At 66.0% G+C, this 19,885-nt stretch carries 18 protein-coding genes and 2 pseudogenes; 16 read left to right on the forward strand and 4 right to left on the reverse strand.

Translation table 11 applies throughout. From position 1 onward, the window contains the following. The first annotated feature begins 5 nt into the window (after positions 1–5). The 6 genes from ACG02S_RS24020 (at position 6) to ACG02S_RS24045 (ending at position 9,526) form a co-directional block, all read left to right on the forward strand. The gene (locus ACG02S_RS24020; protein WP_394473031.1) at positions 6–887 is read left to right on the forward strand and encodes a LysR family transcriptional regulator; all 882 of its coding nucleotides are present in this window, start codon (positions 6–8) and stop codon (positions 885–887) included. Between the two features lie 380 nt (positions 888–1,267). Further along, positions 1,268–3,427 carry a TonB-dependent receptor gene (locus ACG02S_RS24025; RefSeq protein WP_394473032.1) on the forward strand — a complete coding sequence of 720 codons (2,160 nt, stop codon included), beginning with the start codon at positions 1,268–1,270 and terminating at the stop codon, positions 3,425–3,427. Between the two features lie 12 nt (positions 3,428–3,439). Beyond that, entirely contained in the window at positions 3,440–4,345 is a 906-nt protein-coding gene (locus tag ACG02S_RS24030; RefSeq protein ID WP_394473033.1) for a ribokinase, read from the forward strand. Next, the gene (locus ACG02S_RS24035; RefSeq protein WP_394473034.1) at positions 4,342–6,516 is read left to right on the forward strand and encodes a formylglycine-generating enzyme family protein; all 2,175 of its coding nucleotides are present in this window, start codon (positions 4,342–4,344) and stop codon (positions 6,514–6,516) included. The genes ACG02S_RS24030 and ACG02S_RS24035 overlap by 4 nt, the downstream gene beginning before the upstream one ends. Next, positions 6,513–8,333 (forward strand): glycoside hydrolase family 127 protein, encoded by a 1,821-nt coding sequence (locus tag ACG02S_RS24040; RefSeq protein WP_394473035.1) that lies wholly within the window; start codon positions 6,513–6,515, stop codon positions 8,331–8,333. Before ACG02S_RS24035 ends, ACG02S_RS24040 begins: the two co-directional genes overlap by 4 nt. Next, positions 8,330–9,526, forward strand: coding sequence for a CaiB/BaiF CoA transferase family protein (locus ACG02S_RS24045; RefSeq protein ID WP_394473036.1), 1,197 nt, complete (start codon positions 8,330–8,332; stop codon positions 9,524–9,526). The genes ACG02S_RS24040 and ACG02S_RS24045 overlap by 4 nt, the downstream gene beginning before the upstream one ends. Positions 9,527–9,860: 334 nt before the next feature. On the opposite strand, the gene ACG02S_RS24050 is transcribed toward ACG02S_RS24045, so the two are convergent. Next, positions 9,861–10,097, reverse strand: coding sequence for a hypothetical protein (locus ACG02S_RS24050; RefSeq protein WP_394473037.1), 237 nt, complete (start codon positions 10,095–10,097; stop codon positions 9,861–9,863). Here ACG02S_RS24050 and ACG02S_RS24055 point away from each other — a divergent pair. The 3 genes from ACG02S_RS24055 to ACG02S_RS24065 all read left to right on the forward strand — a co-directional run bounded on the left by ACG02S_RS24055 (position 10,097) and on the right by ACG02S_RS24065 (position 12,655). Then, positions 10,097–10,378 (forward strand): hypothetical protein, encoded by a 282-nt coding sequence (locus ACG02S_RS24055; RefSeq protein WP_394473038.1) that lies wholly within the window; start codon positions 10,097–10,099, stop codon positions 10,376–10,378. The two genes, ACG02S_RS24050 and ACG02S_RS24055, sit on opposite strands and share 1 nt — an antisense overlap. 336 nt (positions 10,379–10,714) lie before the next feature. Further along, entirely contained in the window at positions 10,715–11,005 is a 291-nt protein-coding gene (locus ACG02S_RS24060) for a hypothetical protein (RefSeq protein WP_394473039.1), read from the forward strand. Between the two features lie 12 nt (positions 11,006–11,017). After that, positions 11,018–12,655 (forward strand): histidine kinase famiy protein, encoded by a 1,638-nt coding sequence (locus ACG02S_RS24065; RefSeq protein WP_394473040.1) that lies wholly within the window; start codon positions 11,018–11,020, stop codon positions 12,653–12,655. 62 nt (positions 12,656–12,717) lie between these two features. Here the strand turns inward: ACG02S_RS24065 and ACG02S_RS24070 are convergent. Continuing rightward, positions 12,718–12,855, reverse strand: a pseudogene (locus ACG02S_RS24070) (ISL3 family transposase); the annotation flags it as partial. On the opposite strand from ACG02S_RS24070, the gene ACG02S_RS24075 reads away from it, so the two are divergent. The 4 genes and pseudogenes from ACG02S_RS24075 to ACG02S_RS24090 all read left to right on the forward strand — a co-directional run bounded on the left by ACG02S_RS24075 (position 12,820) and on the right by ACG02S_RS24090 (position 14,714). Further along, entirely contained in the window at positions 12,820–13,179 is a 360-nt protein-coding gene (locus tag ACG02S_RS24075) for a hypothetical protein (protein WP_394473041.1), read from the forward strand. The pseudogene ACG02S_RS24070 and the gene ACG02S_RS24075 sit on opposite strands and share 36 nt — an antisense overlap. Positions 13,180–13,188: 9 nt before the next feature. After that, positions 13,189–13,419, forward strand: a pseudogene (locus ACG02S_RS24080) (transposase); the annotation flags it as partial. Between the two features lie 261 nt (positions 13,420–13,680). Then, positions 13,681–13,938: a hypothetical protein gene (locus ACG02S_RS24085; protein ID WP_394473042.1), complete on the forward strand. Its 258-nt coding sequence runs from the start codon at positions 13,681–13,683 to the stop codon at positions 13,936–13,938. Between the two features lie 11 nt (positions 13,939–13,949). Beyond that, a complete protein-coding gene (locus ACG02S_RS24090) occupies positions 13,950–14,714 on the forward strand; it encodes an MOSC domain-containing protein (RefSeq protein ID WP_394473043.1) in 765 nt (254 codons plus the stop codon). Here ACG02S_RS24090 and hmpA read toward each other — a convergent pair. Beyond that, a complete protein-coding gene (hmpA, locus tag ACG02S_RS24095) occupies positions 14,672–15,856 on the reverse strand; it encodes an NO-inducible flavohemoprotein (RefSeq protein WP_394473044.1) in 1,185 nt (394 codons plus the stop codon). The genes ACG02S_RS24090 and hmpA overlap by 43 nt on opposite strands. A 146-nt stretch (positions 15,857–16,002) precedes the next feature. On the opposite strand from hmpA, the gene norR reads away from it, so the two are divergent. Next, positions 16,003–17,544 (forward strand): nitric oxide reductase transcriptional regulator NorR, encoded by a 1,542-nt coding sequence (gene norR, locus ACG02S_RS24100; RefSeq protein WP_419964805.1) that lies wholly within the window; start codon positions 16,003–16,005, stop codon positions 17,542–17,544. A gap of 128 nt (positions 17,545–17,672) precedes the next feature. Here norR and ACG02S_RS24105 read toward each other — a convergent pair whose 3' ends face one another. Beyond that, complete coding sequence (locus ACG02S_RS24105) at positions 17,673–18,194, reverse strand: redoxin domain-containing protein (protein WP_394473046.1); 522 nt, start codon at positions 18,192–18,194, stop codon at positions 17,673–17,675. Between the two features lie 235 nt (positions 18,195–18,429). Between ACG02S_RS24105 and ACG02S_RS24110 the strand changes: the two genes are divergently transcribed. Together ACG02S_RS24110 and ACG02S_RS24115 are read left to right on the forward strand one after the other, a co-directional pair. Continuing rightward, positions 18,430–18,693, forward strand: a complete 264-nt coding sequence (locus ACG02S_RS24110; protein ID WP_394473047.1) for a DUF2024 family protein — start codon at positions 18,430–18,432, stop codon at positions 18,691–18,693. A gap of 290 nt (positions 18,694–18,983) precedes the next feature. Further along, positions 18,984–19,739, forward strand: a complete 756-nt coding sequence (locus tag ACG02S_RS24115; RefSeq protein ID WP_394473048.1) for a hypothetical protein — start codon at positions 18,984–18,986, stop codon at positions 19,737–19,739. Positions 19,740–19,885 lie beyond the last annotated feature (146 nt).

Consider the following 19,885-nt stretch of genomic DNA (forward strand, 5'->3'; position numbering starts at 1 on the left):
ACCACATGGACACGGAGTTCCTCCGCACCTTCGTTGCCGTTGTTGACCAAGGCTCCATGGCGGCGGCGGCCCGCCTGCTGAACATCACGCCCGCGGCGGTCGCCCAGCAGATCCACACGCTGGAGCGTGGCATCGGAACGCCGCTCATTGCCCGCGTGGGCCGCACCGTGAACATCACGGAGGCCGGTGCGCGTGCGCTGCCTCGGGCTCGTGCACTGCTGCGAGACGTCGCAGACCTTCGCACCGTGGCCAAGGACGACCCGAGCGCCGGCGAGTTGAGGCTCGGCGCTGGCACCAATGCACTGACGGGCATGCTGCCGGACATCCTGGCACGCATGGTGGGCCGTTTCCCCGGCATCCAGGTGTTCATCAAGCCCGGGTACTCGCCGGAGCTTCATCGCGCGGTCGACAACGGCGATCTCGACGCCGCCGTCGTGCTGCAGGCTCCCTTCGCGTTGCCAAAGACCTGTGATTGGGAGCTGCTGCGGGAGGAGCCGCTGGTCGTGCTGGCGCCTGCTCGGATGGCCGATAGAGATCCGCACGAGCTGCTCGCCACGGAGCCCCTCATCCGCTACGACCGAAGCCAGTGGGGCGGACGCCAGGCGGACCAGTACCTCCGCACGGCGGGCATCACGCCCCGCGAGCGTTTTGAACTCAATGCCCTGAACGCCATCGCCGTCATGGTCGACCGCGGCCTCGGCGTGTCACTCGTGCCAGACTGGGCCCGGCCATGGCCGGAGGGGCTCAACCTCGTGCGCCTCCCGCTACCGATGCCTTGCGAGCCACGCCGGATCGGCGTCATCTGGTCCCGTTCAACGATACGCATCCGGCTTGTCCAAGCCTTTTTGCAGGAGAGCCGGGCAGCCATGGCCAGCTCCAATGCCTGACCAGCATCTGGCTTTCAAACTGCCAGCGCCATCACTGCTGCTCAGCCAGCCCACCCGGAGCCGGCTGGCTCCTGGCTGAACCCTGCGCACGTGGGCGCCAGGCACGGGCCTGTCGATGTGCGAGAGGCTGCCGCGCTGCTGAGCAATTCGCTGGCACCGCGGCGAGCTCCGCCGCGGGTGTTCTTTTGGCGCCCCGACTCGACCGATGCCGCACCTCAACGCCAGCGAGCTTCGCGGCGCCCCCACAGAAGCAACAAAAGCTGTCGTCTGAACATAGATCCAGGCCATTCCTGTTTGTTTTCGCCTGGCCGAGACTGGCTTCCACCATGGGCCGCGAGGGGTTGGCCTGTGACATCTAAAACCACAGCTGAGACAAAACCATGAAGCACGTTCCCGTCGCCACGCTCACGTTGGCTGCAGCCATCTCGTCAGCCTATGCCCAAGAGCCTGTCAAGCCGCCCAGTCCTGCCGCCAGTGCTGCCGCGGCTGTCGACGACACCAACCAACTCGAGCGCACCATCGTCACCGGCACGAGAACGGCCAAGGCCATCGACAAAATTCCTGGCGCGATCAACGTCATCGGCAGGACTGAGCTGGCGCAAACATTGGCGGTCACCGAAGACGCCACGGCTGTGCTGTCGCGCGTCGTGCCTGGCTATTCCGAGTCGTCGCAGGCCATGAGCAACACTGGCGAGACCCTGCGCGGGCGGATCGCGCTGCGGCTGTTCGACGGTGTGCCGCAAGGCTCACCGCTGCGTGAAGGTACTCGCAACGCCACCTTCACCGACATGGGCCTCGTCGGTCGCATCGAGGTCATCAACGGTCCGTCGGCCTCCGAGGGCATCGGTGCGGCTGGCGGCATCATCAACTACATCTCCCGGGTGCCGACCAAGCAGGGCGATGAGTTCCAGCTCACCACGCGTTTCACCACCGAGGGCAAGGACGACAGCACCGGCTACAAAGTTAGCCTGAACTGGCTGCGCAAAACCGACGACTACGACTTCGTCATGTCGGCCTCGCACATCGACCGTGGCATCGCTTACGACGGCAACGGCAACCGCGTGGGCCTCAACACCAGCGGCTCGCTGATGGACAGCAAGTCCAACAACTTCTTCGGCAAGCTGGGCTTTGACTTCGGCACCGACAAGTCCCAGCGTCTGCAGTTTTCAGTGAGCGCGTTCAAGGTCGAGGGCAACAACGGCTACCGTCTGGTTGAAGGCAACCGCGACACAGGGATGACCAACACCTCGGAACGAGGCAGCGTTCCCGGCTCCCAGGCTGAATTCAACGACTTCAAGCAGTTCACGGCGTCATACAGCAACGCCGACCTGTGGGGTGGCGCCCTGCAGCTCGACGCCTACATCGCCCGCCAGGCCATGCGCTACCCCGCGGAGGATGGCGCCGACCGCCAGGACCCGCTGATCGCGCCGGTAGGCACCCTGTGGGACCAGTCGGAGATCCTGGCCAAGAAGAAGGGCCTGCGCAGTTCCTGGACTCGCGCGGACGCCTTCGGCATCAAGGGACTCGAAGTCCGCGGCGGCGTGGACCTGACCGAGGACAACGCCCAGCAGCGCCTGGCCCTGACCGACCGGCTCTGGGTGCCACCGATGATCTATCGCAGCGTCGCCCCCTACGCCCAGCTGTCCTGGGACGCCGGCCCCCTGACCCTGTCGGGCGGCGTGCGCCGCGAGGACGGGACGCTTCGCGTGGACAACTACACCACGACCTACTACCGCGACCGGATCAATGTCACCGGTGGTGAGCTCGACTACGGTGCGACGCTGCCAAACATCGGCGCCGTGCTGAGGTTGCCAGCGAACTTGTCGGTGTTCGCATCGCTGGGCAAGGGCTTCACGCTCCCCAACGTCGGCATCCCGCTGCGCAACATCAACAAGAACTCCAAGAACACCAATGTTGCCGGCATCCTGGACCTGCAGCCCATCATCGTGCGCAACAAGGAGGTGGGCGTGAACTGGCGCGGGAAGCAGGCCAGCTTCGGCGCATCGGTCTACCAGTCGTACTCCAGCCTGGGCGTGTCGCTGTCCGTCGATCCGGTAAGCAACGACTTCGTCATGAACCGCGCGCCGGTGGAGATCAGCGGCTTCGAGATGACCGGCGATGTGCAGTTGACCCCCCAGGTCAAGGTCAACGCGCTGTACTCACGCATCCTCGGCAAGACCACCTTCGTCTCCGGCGGGCCGCTCACCAAGCGCATGGGAGTCAACGACACCAGTCCCGACAAAATTGGCGGCGGCGTCTCGTGGAAACTCGTCGAGGGCGGCGACGTGAACCTGGGCTTCACCAAGCTGCTCAGCCGCGATCTCAACATCGGCCTGTCTGGCGAGGAGCGAACTCGCGGCCACACACTGTTCGACCTGAGTGCCAACTACGACTGGGGCCGCTACGGCAAGACCACGCTGGGCGTCGAGAACCTGACCAACAAGTTCTACGTGCTGAGCTGGTCTCAGCTGCCCGGCTTCAAGAACTACTTCTCCGGCCGGGGCCGCGTGTTCTCTCTGACGCAGACCGTCACCTTCTAATCCGGAGCCTCCATGTCTCGAAGCGTTCTGGTGGCTGGCTCGGCCAACCTCGACTTCGTCGTCCGTACCAGCCATGTGCCAGCACCCGGCGAAACGGTGCTGGGTCGCGACTTCGCTTGTTTCCCCGGCGGCAAGGGCGCCAATCAGGCATTGGCCGCGGCCCGCGCCGGCGAGGCGCCCGTGCGCATGTTGCTGGCGTTGGGGCAAGACGCCCACGCGGCGCCGCTCGAAGCGTCGCTGCAGGACGCCGGGGTCCAGTTGCACGTGGTGCGTGACGACGCGGAACCGACGGGCTGCGCCTTCATCACCGTCTCGGACAACGCCGAAAACGCGATCACCGTCGCGCCGGGTGCCAACAACGCGCTGCGCGACGAGCACCTGCCGTCGCTGAAGGGCGTCAGCCACCTGCTGCTGCAGCTGGAGATCCCGCTGGACACCGTCACCGCCTACGCGCGCCGTGCGCACGCTGCCGGTGTTGCGGTCGTGCTCAACGCCGCGCCGGCCCGTCCGCTACCCGCCGAACTGCTCGAAGCCGTCGACATTCTGGTCGTCAACGAAAGCGAGCTGGCGGCCATTGCCGGCACGGGAAGGCGCGTGGAAGCGGCGCTCGCCACGGTCGAAGTGCCGACGGTCATCGTCACGCTGGGCAGTCGGGGCTGCCTGGCGCGGCACGAGGGCGAACTCATCCGCATGGGCGTGTTCCCGGTCCACGCGATGGACACCACCGCAGCGGGAGACACCTTCTGCGGCGTGCTGGTCGCTGCGCTGAGTCGCGGCGACAGCCTGCGTGCCGCACTGCGTCGGGCCGGCGCGGCCGCCGCGCTGGCCTGCACCCGGTCCGGCGCCCAGGCCAGCGTGCCACACGCCCGTGAAGTCGACACCCTGCTCGCCCAGCAATCCGCGACCATTCCCGCATGACCGACCACATCCTTCCGCCAGGCGATGACGACCGCGGCGAATTGCGCACCGAGTTCCGCTTCTCGCACGTCACCACGGGCCGCTACCTGCCCGTGCCGGGCAAGGCACCGGGCTGGCCCTTCGCCGAGATCGGCCACTGGAAGATCGACACCAAGGCCTGCGCCGACGACTGGGTGCGGGAGCTGATCGACTGGCGGCGCGAGCACCTGATCCGCATCGGCTACGACGACGCCAACTACCGACGCCCCGAGCTGCAGTGGGCGCAGCGCAATTTCGTCCATGTGCAGATGATGGTGGAGGACCGCTACTTCTACGACCCCGTCAAGGGCGAGTACACGGTGGACCGCTACCTCGACGACCTGGAGGCGCGTTTCGGGGGCGTCGACTCCGTGCTGATCTGGTACATCTACCCCAACATCGGCGTGGATGACCGCAACCAGACCGATCTCGCCCACGACATGCCCGGGGGCCTGGCCGGCCTGAAGCTGGCGGTGGACGCCTTCCACCGCCGCGGCGTGCGGGTCTTCCTGCCAACCAAGCCCTGGGACAACGGCACGCGGCCCCAGGGCCAACGCGACTGGCACGCCATCGCGGACCTCATCCGCGCCGTCGGCGCAGATGGCATCAACGGCGACACCTACAACGGCGTCCCCCGCGCCTTCTTTGACGCCTGTGATGCTGTGGGCTGCCCGGTCGTGTTGCAGCCCGAATCGACGATCTCGTCGGAAGAGCAGCTGATCTGGAACGTGCAGAGCTGGGGCAAGAAGGTGCCGTCGGACGTCATACCCTCCGTCGCCAAGTGGAAGTGGCTGGAGCCGCGGCACATGATCAACGTTGAGAATCGCTGGGGCCGCAATCGCACGAACGATCTGCAGTACATCCACTTCAACGGGGTGGGCTACAACGCCTGGGAGAACATCTGGGGCATCTGGAACCAGTTCACGCCCCGGGACGCTGAGACGCTGCGCCGCATCGCAGCACTGCAACGCGCCTTCGCGCCGCTGCTCGTCAGCATGGACTGGCGGCCCTACGCGCCGACGCTGCAAGCCGGTGTCTTCGCCAGCAGCTTCCCCGGCACCGGCCGCACGCTCTGGACCTTGGTCAACCGCATGGAGTACGAGATCGTGGGGGAACAGATGGCGCTGCCTCACGAGGCCGGGCGCCGCTACTTCGACCTCTGGAACGGGCGTGAGCTGCAGCCGCGCATCCTCGACGGCCAAGCGCTGATCGAACTCGCCCTGGAGCCCCAGGGCTATGGCGCGGTGCTCGCCACGGATGACGGCGTCGTTGTCGATCCGGCCTACCTGGCCCGTGCTGCCGAGCTTTCGCGCGTGCCGCTGCAGTCCCTGTCCGGGCGCTGGGCCGCGCTGCCACAACGGCTGCGGGACTTGACGCCCACCGTAGCTCAGGCCGCGCCCCCCGAGGGCATGGTGAGCATCCCGGGCGGCGAGTTCGAGTTCGTCGTTGGAGGCATCGAGATCGAGGGCCAGACCTGGGCCGGCGTCGACGTGCAGTACCCGTGGGAAAGCTGCCCGCGCCGCGCCCATCGGCACCGGCTGACGCTGTCGGCCTTCCACATCGACCGCCATCCCGTCACCAACGCGGCGTTCAAGCGATTCATGGACGCCTCCCGGTATGCACCGGCCGACGCCCACAACTTCCTGCGCGACTGGGTCGACGGCGCGCCGCGGCCGGGCTGGGAGAACAAGCCCGTGACCTGGGTCGGCCTGGAGGACGCCCGTGCCTACGCCGCCTGGGCCGGCAAGCGGCTGCCGCGCGAATGGGAATGGCAGTACGCCGCCCAGGGCACGGATGGCCGGGCGTACCCCTGGGGCTCCAACTGGGATGCCGATGCCGTCCCGGCGCCGCAGCGGGGCCGCACGCTGCACGCGCCCGACGACGTGGACGCCCATCCCCGAGGCGCCAGCCCCTTCGGCGTGCAAGACCTGATCGGCAACGTCTGGCAGTGGACGGACGAGTTCGAGGACGAGCACACCCGGGCTGCCATCGTGCGCGGCGGTAGCAGTTACCTGGCCCAGACCTCGCACTGGTACTTCCCTCAGGCCTACCGGCTCGACCAGCACGGGAAGTACCTCCTGATGGCCCCGAGCAAGGACCGCTCGGGCGCCATCGGCTTTCGCTGCGTGGTCGACGCGGTGGCGCAGCCATGACCCGTTGCCAGACGATGCTCGGGGGGTTGCTCGGCAAGGCCATGGAAGCCAACCGGCGCGGCCGCCTGTTTCAGTTCATACAGGACGAGCACAGCCCAGCCATCGCGGTGTTCTCGCCAGCGCGGCGCGAGCACAACCTCGAGGGCGACTGGTACGGGGAACACGCAGGCAAGTGGCTGTACGCCGCGGCAAAGGCGGCCGCCCGCAGCGGCGACGAGGTGCTGCTGGCACAGGTGCAACGCGTGGCGGACTACCTGGTGGCGGTGCAGATGCCCGACGGCTACCTGGGCACCTATGCCGCGCCGCGCCGCTTCATGGTGCCGCAGCCACTCAAGCCATTGAGCTGGAACGGAGAGCCCAGCCTGCGGACCTGGGACATCTGGACCCACAGCTACCTCGTGCTGGGGCTGCTCGAAGCCCATCGCCTCTTCCCCAACGAACGCTGGCTGGCCGCGGCCCGCCGCATCGGCGACCTCTGCCTTCACACGCTGGCCGAAGGCGGCATCGACATCAACGAGTTGGGCAACCACCACGGCATGTCGGCTACCGTGCTGATGGACCCGGCCATGGAACTGCACTTCGCCACCGGCGACGGGCGCTACCTGGACCTGGCCCAGCGCATCCTGGCGCAGGCCGATGCCAACCCCGCGCTCGCGCTGTTGAAGCGGGCCCAGGCCGGCGTGGATGCGGCGGACATCGCCACCGGCAAGGCCTATCAACTCCTCTGGAACCTCGTGGGCCTGGCCAAGCTGCACCGCGCCACCGGCGACGCAGCGTGCCGCGAAGTCATCGAGCGCCTCTGGCACAGCATCCGCGACAAGCACCTCACGCTGGGCGGCGGCCCCTGGGGCGGCGTCGCCCACCGCTCCCGCGAGGTCTTCAACGCCCCCGGCACCTTCAGCCCGCAAGGCTATGTGGAGACCTGCTCGACGCTGGCCTGGCTGCAGCTGAACCGGGAGATGCTGCGCATCACCGGAGATGCGGTGCACGCCGAGGAGATCGAGCGCACCGCGTACAACGACCTGCTGGGCGCCATGGCCCCCAACGGCGAGGACTGGTGCTACTACTCCTTCCCCAATGGCCGGCGCGTTCACACCACCTACTGGCGCTGCTGCAAGTCCAGCGGCGCCATGGCCCTGGAGGAACTGCAGGACGTTGCGTACACGGTCAACAATGGCGGCGATATCGTCACGGTGAACCTCTATGGCCCGGGCAGCATGACCCTGGGGCCGCTGCACTTCAGTCAGCACACAGACTACCCGGCCAGCGGCCGTGTGCAGCTGCGCATCCGCGCGCCCGAGGCCGGCGCACGGTTCACGCTGCGGCTGCGCATCCCGAGCTGGGCGGACGGCGCCACGATCAGCCTCGACGGCCACGCACAGCAGGCGCCAGCGCCGGGCCGGTACGCAGAGATCGCTGCTCACTCCTGGCGGGGTGAACACCTGGTGACGCTTGACTTCCCCATGGCACCGCGGCTGCACCGGCGCGTCAACGAGAACATCCAGGAGTCGCGCGCCCCGGACGGCAGCCCCGTCTCGCAGCAGGTGCTGCACCACGCCTACCTGGCCGTGACGCGCGGGCCGCTGGTCTACGCGACCGAACTCATCGACGGCTTCAAGACCGAGGAAACCGTGCGCCTCCCGCAAGCGCTCGAGGAGCGCCTCGAGTCGGCTTCAGAGGAGGACGGGGCCCCGAGCATCGCCATGGTGCTGGGTTACCGCCCCGACCTGAGATTCCAACCCTATTACCGAGCCGGCGGTCGCCGCGACGGAGCCTGGCGACTGACCTGGCTTTCGCTGGCTCCGGACGCAACATGAACGGCAAACCTACTGGAACTGCTGCTGGACCTCTCGCCGGCGTGCGCGTGTTGGACCTCAGCGCCTATATAGCCGGCCCGTACGGCTGCGCGCTCCTGGCCGACCAAGGAGCTGAGATCTTGAAGATCGAGCCACCCGACGGAGACAACTTGCGCAACTACCCGTCAACGCTGAGAGACGAAAGCCGCGCCTTTCTGGGCGTCAATCGCAGCAAGCGGGGCATCGTGCTGGACCTCAAAAAGCCCAACGGCCTGGCCTTGCTTTTGCGTCTTGTCGGTGACGCCGACGTCCTCGTCCACAACTTCCGCCCCAGCGTGCCCAAGCGTTTGGGCATCGACTTCGAGGCTCTTCAGTCCCTCAACCCTCGGCTGATCTACTGTGCTGTGACGGGCTATGGCGAAACCGGCCCCATGAAGGAAAAGGCCGGCTACGACCAGGTCTTGCAGACAATGACAGGCATGTGTGCATTGCAGGGAAAGCCCGGTGGCCCGCCGGAAATCCTGTACGGCTCGGTGGTGGATTACTACGCAGCGGCTTTGCTGGCCGGGGGCGTGTCGTCCGCCTTGTACGAACGCGAGCGAAGCGGCCTGGGGCAGCAGGTGTCCATCTCGCTGCTGCGCAGCGCGCTGGCTATGCAGTCTGCACGTCTCGTCTGGGCCGAGGGAGAGGGCATGGACGTTGGACGCGACATGCGCTCGGGCGGGGTAACGGGCATCCATCCCACCCGCGAGGGCTACCTCTACATCTCGGCCAACACGGCGAGGTTCTGGAGCGCGCTGTGCGAGAACACTGGCCTGGCCGACCTCGCCACGGACCCGCGCTACGACAGTGTGAAGAAGCGCGCGGCGCATGCTGGCGAACTCATCCCGCGCCTGCATGGCGCGCTGAGCCACAGGACCGCCATCGAGTGGGAGGCCGCCCTCGGCGATGACGTCCCCTGCGCCGCAGCCCGCCGGATCGAGGAAATGTTCGAGCATCCGCAGGTCATCGCGGAGGACATGATTGCCCAGATGTCGCATCCGGTCGTCGGGCGTTACCGCGGGCTGAGCCGGAGCATCCGCTTCAGCCGAACGCCTGGGCCCGCGCCGTTCGCCGCGCCCGCACTCGGGCAGCACACCGATGATCTGCTCGGCGAGATGGGCATAGATGCCGTCGGCACTGCCCAGCTGAAGCAAGACGGTGCGGTGCGATAGCCAAAAGTCGCATCGCGGATCGGCAGGGCAACCAGAGGCGGCGAACCTTCCGCTCGTTGCGGCGGCAATACTGCAGAAGCTGAGCTGCCAACATTGACTTCTATGTAAGGTCTGCGTACCCCAAGTCACTCTGCGTGGCAGATGAGCGGCAAGCGGCTGGCGATCACATCTTGACGACGCGGTGAGACCACGCGTCGCTGTCTAGCATCGAGTGCTGAGAGTGACGTAGCTATGCGTCAGCTGGTCGGATTCGCACAACATCCCGTAAGTAAGTCCGTGTATTACGGTTCGAGATAAGACGCCAAGAGCATGGCGACTGCGCCCGCCGCTTGCTTCAGATCGCCATCAATCGGCAATGGCTCCCAGCGCCCAGTGGGGCTGAAAAATTCGGCGACATAGCGATTGCGCCAAGCTCAGTCAATCGCGCAATGATGTCGACGTCGCCTTCACGGCTCATCTGAATCAGCGGGTGCTTGCCGTAAGGATGCACTCTGGTGTGTTCTCGTCCAGTGAGTTGGTTCAGATGACGCAGCAGCTCAGCGATGCGGGCCTGGGCGAGGATGTCGGGCATTGGACCGGGTCGCTGACGGCAGGCCGATAAGGGGCTGGTCGATCGCCTTCGGCATCACACCGGACGAGATGGTGGCCTACCCTGATGGCCCCATCCTGGCCATGACCACGAGCGCTGACGGCCTCAGCGGAACCGGCCTTCCCAGATTGCTATCCGGCGCCGTCAGACTGGGCATCGAGCCGGATGTGGCGCGTGAATGCATTTGCCTGTCGGCTCGCCACGTTGCGCAGCAGCGGGAACGACTGCTGCGTGAACGGGATGCACTTATTCAAGAACGCTGATCATGCGGATCAGCTGGTGGCATCGGTGCGACCGTCCTTCTCCTACGCCCAACAGTTGGCGCGACGGCTGCGCTGAAGTATGTCGTACTGCACAAGCGACGTCGAGCAAGAGCCGACAACCAGCACCTCATGTCCTACGTCATTAGCACATCGATTCCGTCACCCGCACCCTTGGGCAAGCAGAACACTTGGAAGCATCTCACATCAAACAGCCCATGGAGTCACAGATGAAAACGTATGGCCTGATTTTGTTGCGCCTGCCTCGCTGGCCATTGTGGGGACTTGCACCGTTGGTTGTGACGTCAGCACTGGCACTCAGTATCGACGGACTCAGCCATGCTTCTCGTCAAAACTCCAGCCAACACGTCACAGATAGCGCTGCGGCCGATTCGGACTCCATATCCGCTTCGACAGTCGAGCCTCGTTGACCATGCGCTCTGCCTCACCACCAAGCAGAATATGAAGCTCAATCATCCAAGACAGCACGGTGAACGGCGTACCGAAGAAGCTCGCCGCGAAGCATTCGATCAACGCGACCGTAGCAAGCGAATGAATCTGGGCCTCCAGCAGCAGAAGGCCAGTGAAAAGTTGAGTACTTCCAATGGCCCAGCTCTGAGAATGATCTGATTTTTGCTACCGATGAAGAACGAAAAACCAGAGTTGAAAGGCGCGCCGCCGCGGATATCAGAAGGCATCCACGGAGCGAAAGGCATGGAACATGAGCGCGACGACATGTTCTTCGCGGCCATGCAGACGACGCGCATGCCAATGCTGGTTACTGACCCTCATCAGCCAGACAACCCGATCATCTTCAGCAACCGCGCATTCCTGCAGATGACAGGGTATGAAGAGTCTGAGATCCTGGGGACGAACTGCCGCTTTCTGCAAGGCCCAGGTACAGACCGGGCCACGGTTGCTGCAGTGCGTGAGGCAATTGATGCCCGACACGACATCACCGTTGAAATCTTGAACTACCGAAAGGACGGAAGCAGCTTTTGGAACGCGCTGTACGTCTCGCCCGTTTTTAACAAGGCAGGTGAACTGGTCTACTTCTTCGCTTCCCAACTTGACGTGAGCCGTCGCCGGGATGCAGAGACCGCACTGCATCAGGCTCAGAAGATGGAAGCGCTTGGCCAACTCACAGGCGGGATCGCGCACGACTTCAACAACCTACTGCAGGTGATGAGCGGGCAGATCGACCTGATGGCACTCAAAGCCCGCATGAACAAGTTGGACTCCGCCGCTGCAGTGGTCGCAGCGCAGAAGCTCCGAGACGCGGTCGGCAAGGCCGCGACCTTGACTTCTCAGCTTCTCTCCTTCAGCCGCAAGCAGCGCTTGGTGGGGCGAGTGATCAACATCAATCACTTGGTTGAAGCGTTCGTCCCGATGGTGGACAGAGCAATAGGGACTGACATTGAGATCAAGCGAGAGTTGGCGCCTGACCTGTGGAACTGCACGCTAGATCCCACGCAGCTCGAGGTAGCGCTTTTGAATGTGGTGGTGAATGCACGTGATGCGATGCCCGGCGGCGGACATGTCAGCATCGCCACCAGCAACTCGCACATCGTCGAGAACGATGGCGAACTGACCCAACTGCTGCAGCCCGGCAAGTACGTCACGATCTCCGTCTCCGACACGGGCACTGGCATCCCCGCACATCTGCTTGCGCGGGTGGTGGATCCGTTCTTCACTACCAAGGAAGAGGGCAAAGGCACAGGTCTAGGACTGTCCATGGCCTTCGGATTCGCGAAGCAGTCAGGTGGAACCCTCACGCTGTACTCCGAAGAGAAAGTCGGGACGACCGTCAAAATGTACTTTCCTGCGGTGCCGGAGGCGGCGTCACGAGAGCCCGTCGATCTGGCGCCTATGTATCGGGGTGGGACTGAGCGAATCCTCGTGGTTGATGACCGTGAAGAAGTTGCCCAGTTGGCCACGGAGATGCTGGAGTCCCTTGGCTATACCGTCACGCTCGCCAGTGATGGCAAAAAAGCGCTTGAAACAGTCAAGCGGATGCCCGCTGCTGAGAGGCCGGCACTGCTCTTTTCCGATGTGATCATGCCCGGCGGCATGAATGGCTACGTGCTCGCTCGTGCCATGCAGGAACTCGTCCCTAACATCCGCGTGCTCCTCACCACGGGGTATGCCGGGGATCTTGGCGGCCGCATTGAGCCAGGCATCACGGAAGAGTTTGATGTGCTCCGCAAGCCCTTCAGATTCAAGGAACTGGCGCTGCGGGTGCGTACGGTGCTGGACGGTGCAACGGGCGCGACCTTCTGAGCCGGCCGGCCTGTCGACCTACCGTTGGCCGGCGTCAAACAAGGAGGCTCTGTTGAGTTTCCGGTGGGTTGCCTGACGTGCTGGTTGATCGCCTGGAAGTCGAGCCTGCCGGCACTGAGGAAGACTACGGTCTTGATGGTCGACAGGCGTGAGAAGCCGCGTGCGTGACACTTGGCAGCCTGGAACCGAACGTTGATGGCTACTACGCGATGGCGGCGGGCGCGGTTTCACATCGGGCCGCCACAAGCGCAGTCCGCCGCACTATGCCTGATCCGGTGCCGGTGATGGTTCTGGCTCGGCTGGCCGTCGACCATCGAGCCCAGGGCATGAAACTTGGAGTCTCATTGCTGCAGGACGCCGTCGGTCGCGCGGTGAGCGTTTCGCAGAACGACGGTGTCCGGGCGCTGCTCGTCCACGCCCTCCACGACCGCGCCAAGCAGTTCTACGAGCATTACCTCGCGATGACCCAAAAACACTTGGCTGACCGCTGGCAGGTCAGCATCAAGACGCGACGAAGTTGGTGACCACGGTACATCCCTCACGTCGTCGACCGACGCAAGGAAGCGGACGCCAAGCGTCTCGACCCGACGAAGAAGGCCAGGCGCTGGGTGGTCGAGGTGTGCCACAGCTGGTTCAACCGCTTCCGCAAACTGCTCGTGCGCTACGAGAAACTCGAGCGCAGCTTCCTCGCGCTGAACCATCTCGCTGCGGCAATCATCGCGTTCCGCAAAGTGCCGTCGAGCGTAAACATACTTTACGGATAAGTTCTTAGGCTGATCTGAGTACTCGTGATCAGCCGAGCGAGCCGTCCATGGCGATGGCAGCGTTCCAGGGCGTGCAAGTGACGACGCGACCAAGCTCAGCGGTAACCACCGGTCCGGTGTCTGGACGAACGGATATGCCCGCTGGACGGCGAGAGTTGCCGCAGAAGCGCCTGCGAATCAGACTTGCCAAGGCTTCGACAGGGCGCCCTACTCGGACGCGGTGGGGCGCCACCGCGACGGACTCACAAACCAGGAGGCACCATGGCAGCCACGGAACAACCCACCTACCAGCCGATCAGCTGCGATTTCCACGACCTGCTGGAGGAGCTGGCCACAACGCGTCGCCAGTCCCAGATTCGGTTCGTGGGTGACGACGCTGTGGTCCAGCAGCGCCATGACCACGTCGCCGACGTCTACAGCCGCGACGGGGCGGAGTACCTGCTGCTCGGCAGCGGCGAGCGCGTGCGCCTGGACCGGCTGCTGTCCGTCGACGAGTCGCGACTCAGCGACTTCGGCTGACTCGCGCTGATATGGGCACAGGGGCACCGGTCATTGGCCGATTGCGCGCGGTGCTGGTCGGCCTGGCCCGGCCCTACACGCGCGCTGACAGCCGCAGTGCGATCCACAAGCATCCGGTTCATGGGCCGGTGGCGGCCGGCCCACTGGGTCTGGCAGGCGACGAGCAAGGCGACCCGCGCGTGCACGGTGAGCCCGACAAGGCGGTGCACTGCTACCCCTGGTCGCACTACGCCCCCTGGCGGCGTGAGCTGACAGGACCGGTCGCGGGCGCGCTGCTGCAGGCGCCGGGTGCCTTCGGCGAGAACTTCAGCGTTGAAGCTGGCCTGGACGAGCACGATGTCTGCATCGCCGACCGCTGGGCCATCGGCGAAGCGCTGTTCGAGGTCAGCCAGGGGCGTCAGCCCTGCTGGAAGCTGAATGATCGCTTCGGCGTGGCCGGCATGGCCCGGCGCGTTCAGCACAGCGGGCGTACCGGCTGGTATTTACGTGTGCTGGAGCCCGGCCAGGTGAGGGCCGGCGACACCGTCCGACTCGTCGCACGCCAGCACGCGGACTGGCCGCTGGCCCGGCTGCTACGCGTCATTGCCGACCGTGACCGGGATCCGCGCACGCTGGGCGCCGTGCTGGCCCTGCCGCTGCCACCGTCCTGGCACAAGCTCTTCCGGGCCCGGCTGGACAGCGGCCAGATCGAATGCTGGCAGCGTCGCATGGAAGGCGACGCCGCCAGCACCGATCAGGCGGCCAGCAGCTCTTCGGCGGGTCCGAAGAACTCATAGCGCAGCTGGCCCGCCGGCACGCCGAGAGCCAGGCCGTGGGCGTAGACGGCCTGCATGAAGGGCTTGGGACCCAGCAGGTAGAGGTCCACATCCCGGTCGTCGGGCATCTGGCGAGCCAGCAGGTCGCGGTCGACGCGGCCCACTGCGTGCGGACGGTCTTCGGCTCGAGGTTCGTCGTAGATGTAGACCGCCTCGACGTTGCGATGCGCCTGCACCAGTTGGTCAACCCGCTCGCGGAACGCATGCGCACCGCCGTGGCGGGCCGCGTGGATGAAGCGGATCGGCCGGCCGCTGGCCGCTGTGGCCTCCAGCATGGCCATTGCGGGTGTGATGCCGACGCCGCCGGTCACCAGCAGCAGCGGCCGCTGCGCCTGGGCGTCAAGCGTGAATTCGCCCGCCGGCGGCTGGACCTGCAGGAGAGCGCCGGCCTCCACCTCGTCGTGCAGCCAGTTGGACACTGTCCCGCCCTGCTCGCGCTTGACGCTGATCCGGTACCACGGCTGATGCGGCGCGTCCGACAGCGAGTAGTTGCGCCGCAGCGGCTGGCCGTCCACGTTGAGCACGAGGGTCAGGTACTGGCCCGCGATGAAGGGTGCCAGCGGCCGGGCGTCTGCGGGCACGAGGTAGAAAGACGTGATGATGTCGCTCTCGCGCACCTTGCGCAGCACACGCATCGTGCGCTCGCCGCGCCAGCCGCCCGGCTGCGCGGCGGTCTGCGCGTAGACCGCCTCTTCGGCATCGATCAGCAACTGCGCGAGGCTGCCGTAGGCCTCGGCCCAGGCTGCCATGATGTCGTCGCTGGCGACTTCGCCCAGCACGTGGCGGATGGCTCGCAGCAGGCTATCGCCGACGATGGGGTAGTGCGCGGGCTGCACGCCCAGCGACACATGCTTCTGAATGATGCGCGGCAACGCAGGCGCCAACGCCTCCAGGCGGTCGATGTGGCTGGCATAGGCCAGCACCGCGCTGGCCAACGCGCGCGCCTGCGTGCCCTGGGCCTGGTGGGCTTCGTTGAAGAAGGCCTTCAGCTCGGGATGCTCATTGAGCATGGTCCGGTAGAAATGCTGGGTGATCTCCTCGCCGCGTGCCTTCAGCAGCGGCACGGTGGCCTGGATCAGGGGAATGGTCTTGGGCGAGAACATCGAAGCGCTCCTTGGCTTGTGGTGACACCCATCCGTAGCCAAGATCCATGCCTGGAGGCGTACTCACGCAAGACCTTGTCACAAAACAAGTTTCTTTGAATCAGGTCAAATCGACCGCATCCAAACCCAGGTCGAAATGACATCGTATGGTCGATATGACAACGGACGCCCACTACCGCGAGCTGCTCGCCGCCGTGCGCAGCCTGGTGGCCTGCGACGCCGTTGCGCTGCTGCGCCTGCTGCCCGAACACGCGGGCGAAGCGGTGCTGCAGCCCGTGGCGGTCGATGGGCTGGCCGACGAGGCGCTGGGGCGGCGATTCGCCGCGGCGGCGCACCCGCGCCTGGCGCGACTGCTAGCCAGCGGCCCGCAGGGCCTGCGCTTCGCGGCCGATGCCGGCTTGCCCGACCCGTACGACGGCCTGCTCGATAACCAGCAGGCACTGGAAGCGGTGCACGACTGCATGGGCATGCCACTGCGCTGCGGCGACCAGCTGTGGGGCCTGGTGACGCTGGACGCGCTGAATCCGCGGGCGTTCGACGGCGTCGAATCTGGGCGTTTGCAGGCCATCGTTCGTATGTTGGAAGCCGGCATTGCCGCCCAGCAGACCCTCCAGTCGATGGCCGCGCATGCCGCGCAGGCCCAGGCCGTCGCGCAGGCGCAATGGCAGTCGGGGCACAGGCGCGAGCTGCTCGGCAAGAGCGCGGCGATGAGCCAGTTGAGGCGCGAGATCGACACCGTGGCGGGCTCGGACCTGACCGTTCTCATCCTCGGCGAGACCGGCGTGGGCAAGGAGCTGGTGGCGCAGCGCCTGCATGCCGCCTCGGCGCGTCAGGCCCGGCCGCTGGTGCAGATCAACTGTGCCGCGCTGCCCGAGACGCTGGCGGACAGCGAGCTGTTCGGCCACAAGCGCGGCGCCTTCACCGGCGCGGTGGCCGACCGCATCGGCAAGTTCGAGCTGGCCGACGGCGGCACGCTGTTCCTCGACGAGGTGGGTGAGCTGCCGCTGGCCGTTCAGGCCAAGCTGCTGCGGGTGCTGCAGAGCGGCGAGCTGCAGCGGCCCGGCAGCGACCGGCTGCAACGCGTGGACGTGCGCGTGCTGGCCGCCACCAACCGCGACCTGGCCCAGGAGGTGGCGCGCGGGCGTTTCCGTGCCGACCTCTATCACCGGCTGTCGGTCTATCCACTGCTGGTGCCAGCGCTGCGCGATCGGGGTCGCGATGTGCTGGCGCTGGCGGGAGGCTTCCTCGAAGAAAACCAGCACCGGCTGGGCGCACGCAACCTGCGCCTAGAGCCGGCGGCGTCGGCAGCGCTGCTGAACCAGCGCTGGCCGGGCAATGTGCGCGAACTGGAGCACCTCATCAGCCGGGCCGCGCTGCGGGCCTGGTCGGAGCAACCCCGAGGCGGGCGCTGGATCGCGATTGAACTGCGGCACCTTGGACTGGACCTGCAAGGGCCTGCGGTGGCGGCTACTGCGCCTGCGCATGCCGCCGCACCACTTCCGCTGATTGAAGGCCAAGGGCTGCGCGAGGCGACCGAGGCCTTCCAGCGGCAGTGGATCGCGGCGTCGCTGCAGCGACAGGGCGGCAGCCTCGCCGCTGTAGCGCGCGAGGCGGGTATGGACCGCAGCAACCTGCTGCGTCTGGCCAAGCGGCTAGGTCTGCGGCCAACGGCTGAAGGCGTGGACTGAAGCGAGCCGGTATGCGGCGCCTCCTGCAGGCGGCAGGCTGCAGGCTCGCCCGCTGAGTCTGCGGCTCGCAGTCCCCCGCGCATCGGCCAACGGGCGTAACCGCCCCGTCCGGCAGCCGCCTGACCCGATCATCGGTTGACGCGACACCCGTCCGCAGAACAGTCGTCCTCCGGCTCCTGAAGCAGCTCGCCGATGGCCGCGCCTGCCACCATGTCGTCGACCCGGCCGAACTGGTGCATGCGCAAGCGGCCTTGCTTGTCGACCAGCAACAGGCTCGGCGTGCCTTGCAGCTCCAGCGCGCGCATGGTCGTGGGGATGCGGCCCTGGGGCTTGTCCGCGGCCACGGGGAAGCTGATGCCGTACTCGTGCACGAAAGCCTGCAGCGCCTGGGCCTCCTCCATCACCTCGTGGTGCTCGAACACCGTGTGCAGGCCAATGACCTGCAGCCCCCGGCCGCCGAACAACGCATGCATGCGCTGCGCCTGGGGCAGGCCGTGGGCCACGCACGCGGGACAGAGCATCTGGAAGGCGTGCAGCGCCACCACCTTGCCGCGTAGCAAGTCCAGGCTGAGCGGCGCGTCCGTTTTGAACCAGCGCTCGACCTGCAGCTCGGGCACATGGGGCAGCAGGACCGGGAGGGGTGACGTCATGGTGGAACTCCTTTCGCCGTGGGGCATTCGATGCGAAGAGTTTGAAGACGGCGCAGACAGCCGGGGGCACTGCGAGTCCAGCAGAACTGCCCATTCGTCCAGATGCCGGTCTCACCGAATGCGTAGCGTCGTTGCTGGACGAAAAGGTACGCGTGCCGGACGTCGAGAAGCTGCATGAACGCGAGAGGTCCTCAGACTCGCTGCATTCCTCAACACAGCTGATCCAGAGGCCCAGATGAAGATCGCCGTTTTCGATACCTACGTGACCCGCCGCGACGGCCGTCGGATGCACTTCGACATCCTCGTTCCCGACGGCACCAAGACCGACGCGCAGGTACTGGCGTTTGGCGAGGCCTACCTGCGAGCGCGCGGCATCGAGGCAGGCCCGCTCACGACACGGGAGTGCCGCTTCTGCCATACCGAATTGGCCAATGAAGAGATTGCGCAGGTGATCTCCGCCGATGGCGTGGCCATCCTGGAGCTGGAGAACTGCGACTGAGCGGGCATGGGTCCGCGAGCCGGTAGACGGTGCTCTCGGCCTTTCGACAGTGGCGGCCCATCGAGTACCGATCCAGCCTGAAGGCCCACCGCACCCGCAAGGATCCATCAAGCGCCCTGACTGACGACTGGCTCAGCGCACTGAAGCGCAAGCGCCGGCACGAGCCAGTGCGGAACAACATCCACGCGTCCAACCAACGCGCCATCGGTACGCCGCTGAGCCTTCTCTGAGACTCCGCTGCGGCCATTGCATGCGGCCCCGTGCCGCGAATCTTGAGAAAGCACAGAACGATGAAGAATGCCTGGTCCACCCTCTACCTGGCCGCCGCGTTGGCGCTCGCCACGTCCACCGCGCTGGCGCACGACGCAGCCCACCACGCCGGCGGCATCAAGACCGAGGCCGCGAAGGCAGTGGCGGCGCCGTTCGACATCGTGCACACGAAGATCTCGACCAAAGGCAATATCGCGATCTTCCACATCGCTGTGTCGGGCAAGGCCGGCGCGACGCGCCCGACCGCATCGGGCAAGCTGGCCGGCAGCTCAGTGTTCTCGTACGTCTGGCCGACCACCATCGACCCTTCAGTGGTCGGCTTCGAGCCGAAGGCCGGCATCCTCGCGTTGGCGGTGACGTCGCACCCCGACTTCGACGACACGCCGCTGTATGACGAGAACGGCGACGGCGACGTGGGCAACGACGGCGATCTCTGGCATTCCCACTGGGTGGTCCTGACGCCGGACGATGCCTGCGGCAAAGGCGCGCTGAAGGTCGTCGACATTCCCGCCGGCGCGAAGCCGCGCCTGCCCAAGACCTGGCCCGGCTTGCCCATCCTGCTCGACAGCCCGGGCTGGAGCCCCACCTTCAAGGGCGATACGCTTGAGGTGCGCGTCCCATTCGACGACATCGGCGTCGTCAAAGAATCGAAGTTCGACGGCGTCACCGCGGGGCTCCGGGTCAACGCGAGCGTTCACGCGCCGCTGCTCTGCGTGGTCGATGTGTTCAAGGCGGCTTCCGGCAACCTGTCGCTGCCGGGTCATCCTGACAAGTGAGCCTTGAAGTCAGTCAGTTAGAGCCCGACCGGGCCTTGCGGCCCGATCGCGCGCGCTGTTCATGATGGACATCTCGGCCGCCTCGCTGAGGTGACGGGGCCCGCCTACAGTACCCGTGCAGGCGATCAATTCGTCGGCATTGCCGT

This window comes from Pelomonas dachongensis (genome assembly GCF_043555865.1).
GTDB lineage: Bacteria > Pseudomonadota > Gammaproteobacteria > Burkholderiales > Burkholderiaceae_C > Pelomonas > Pelomonas dachongensis.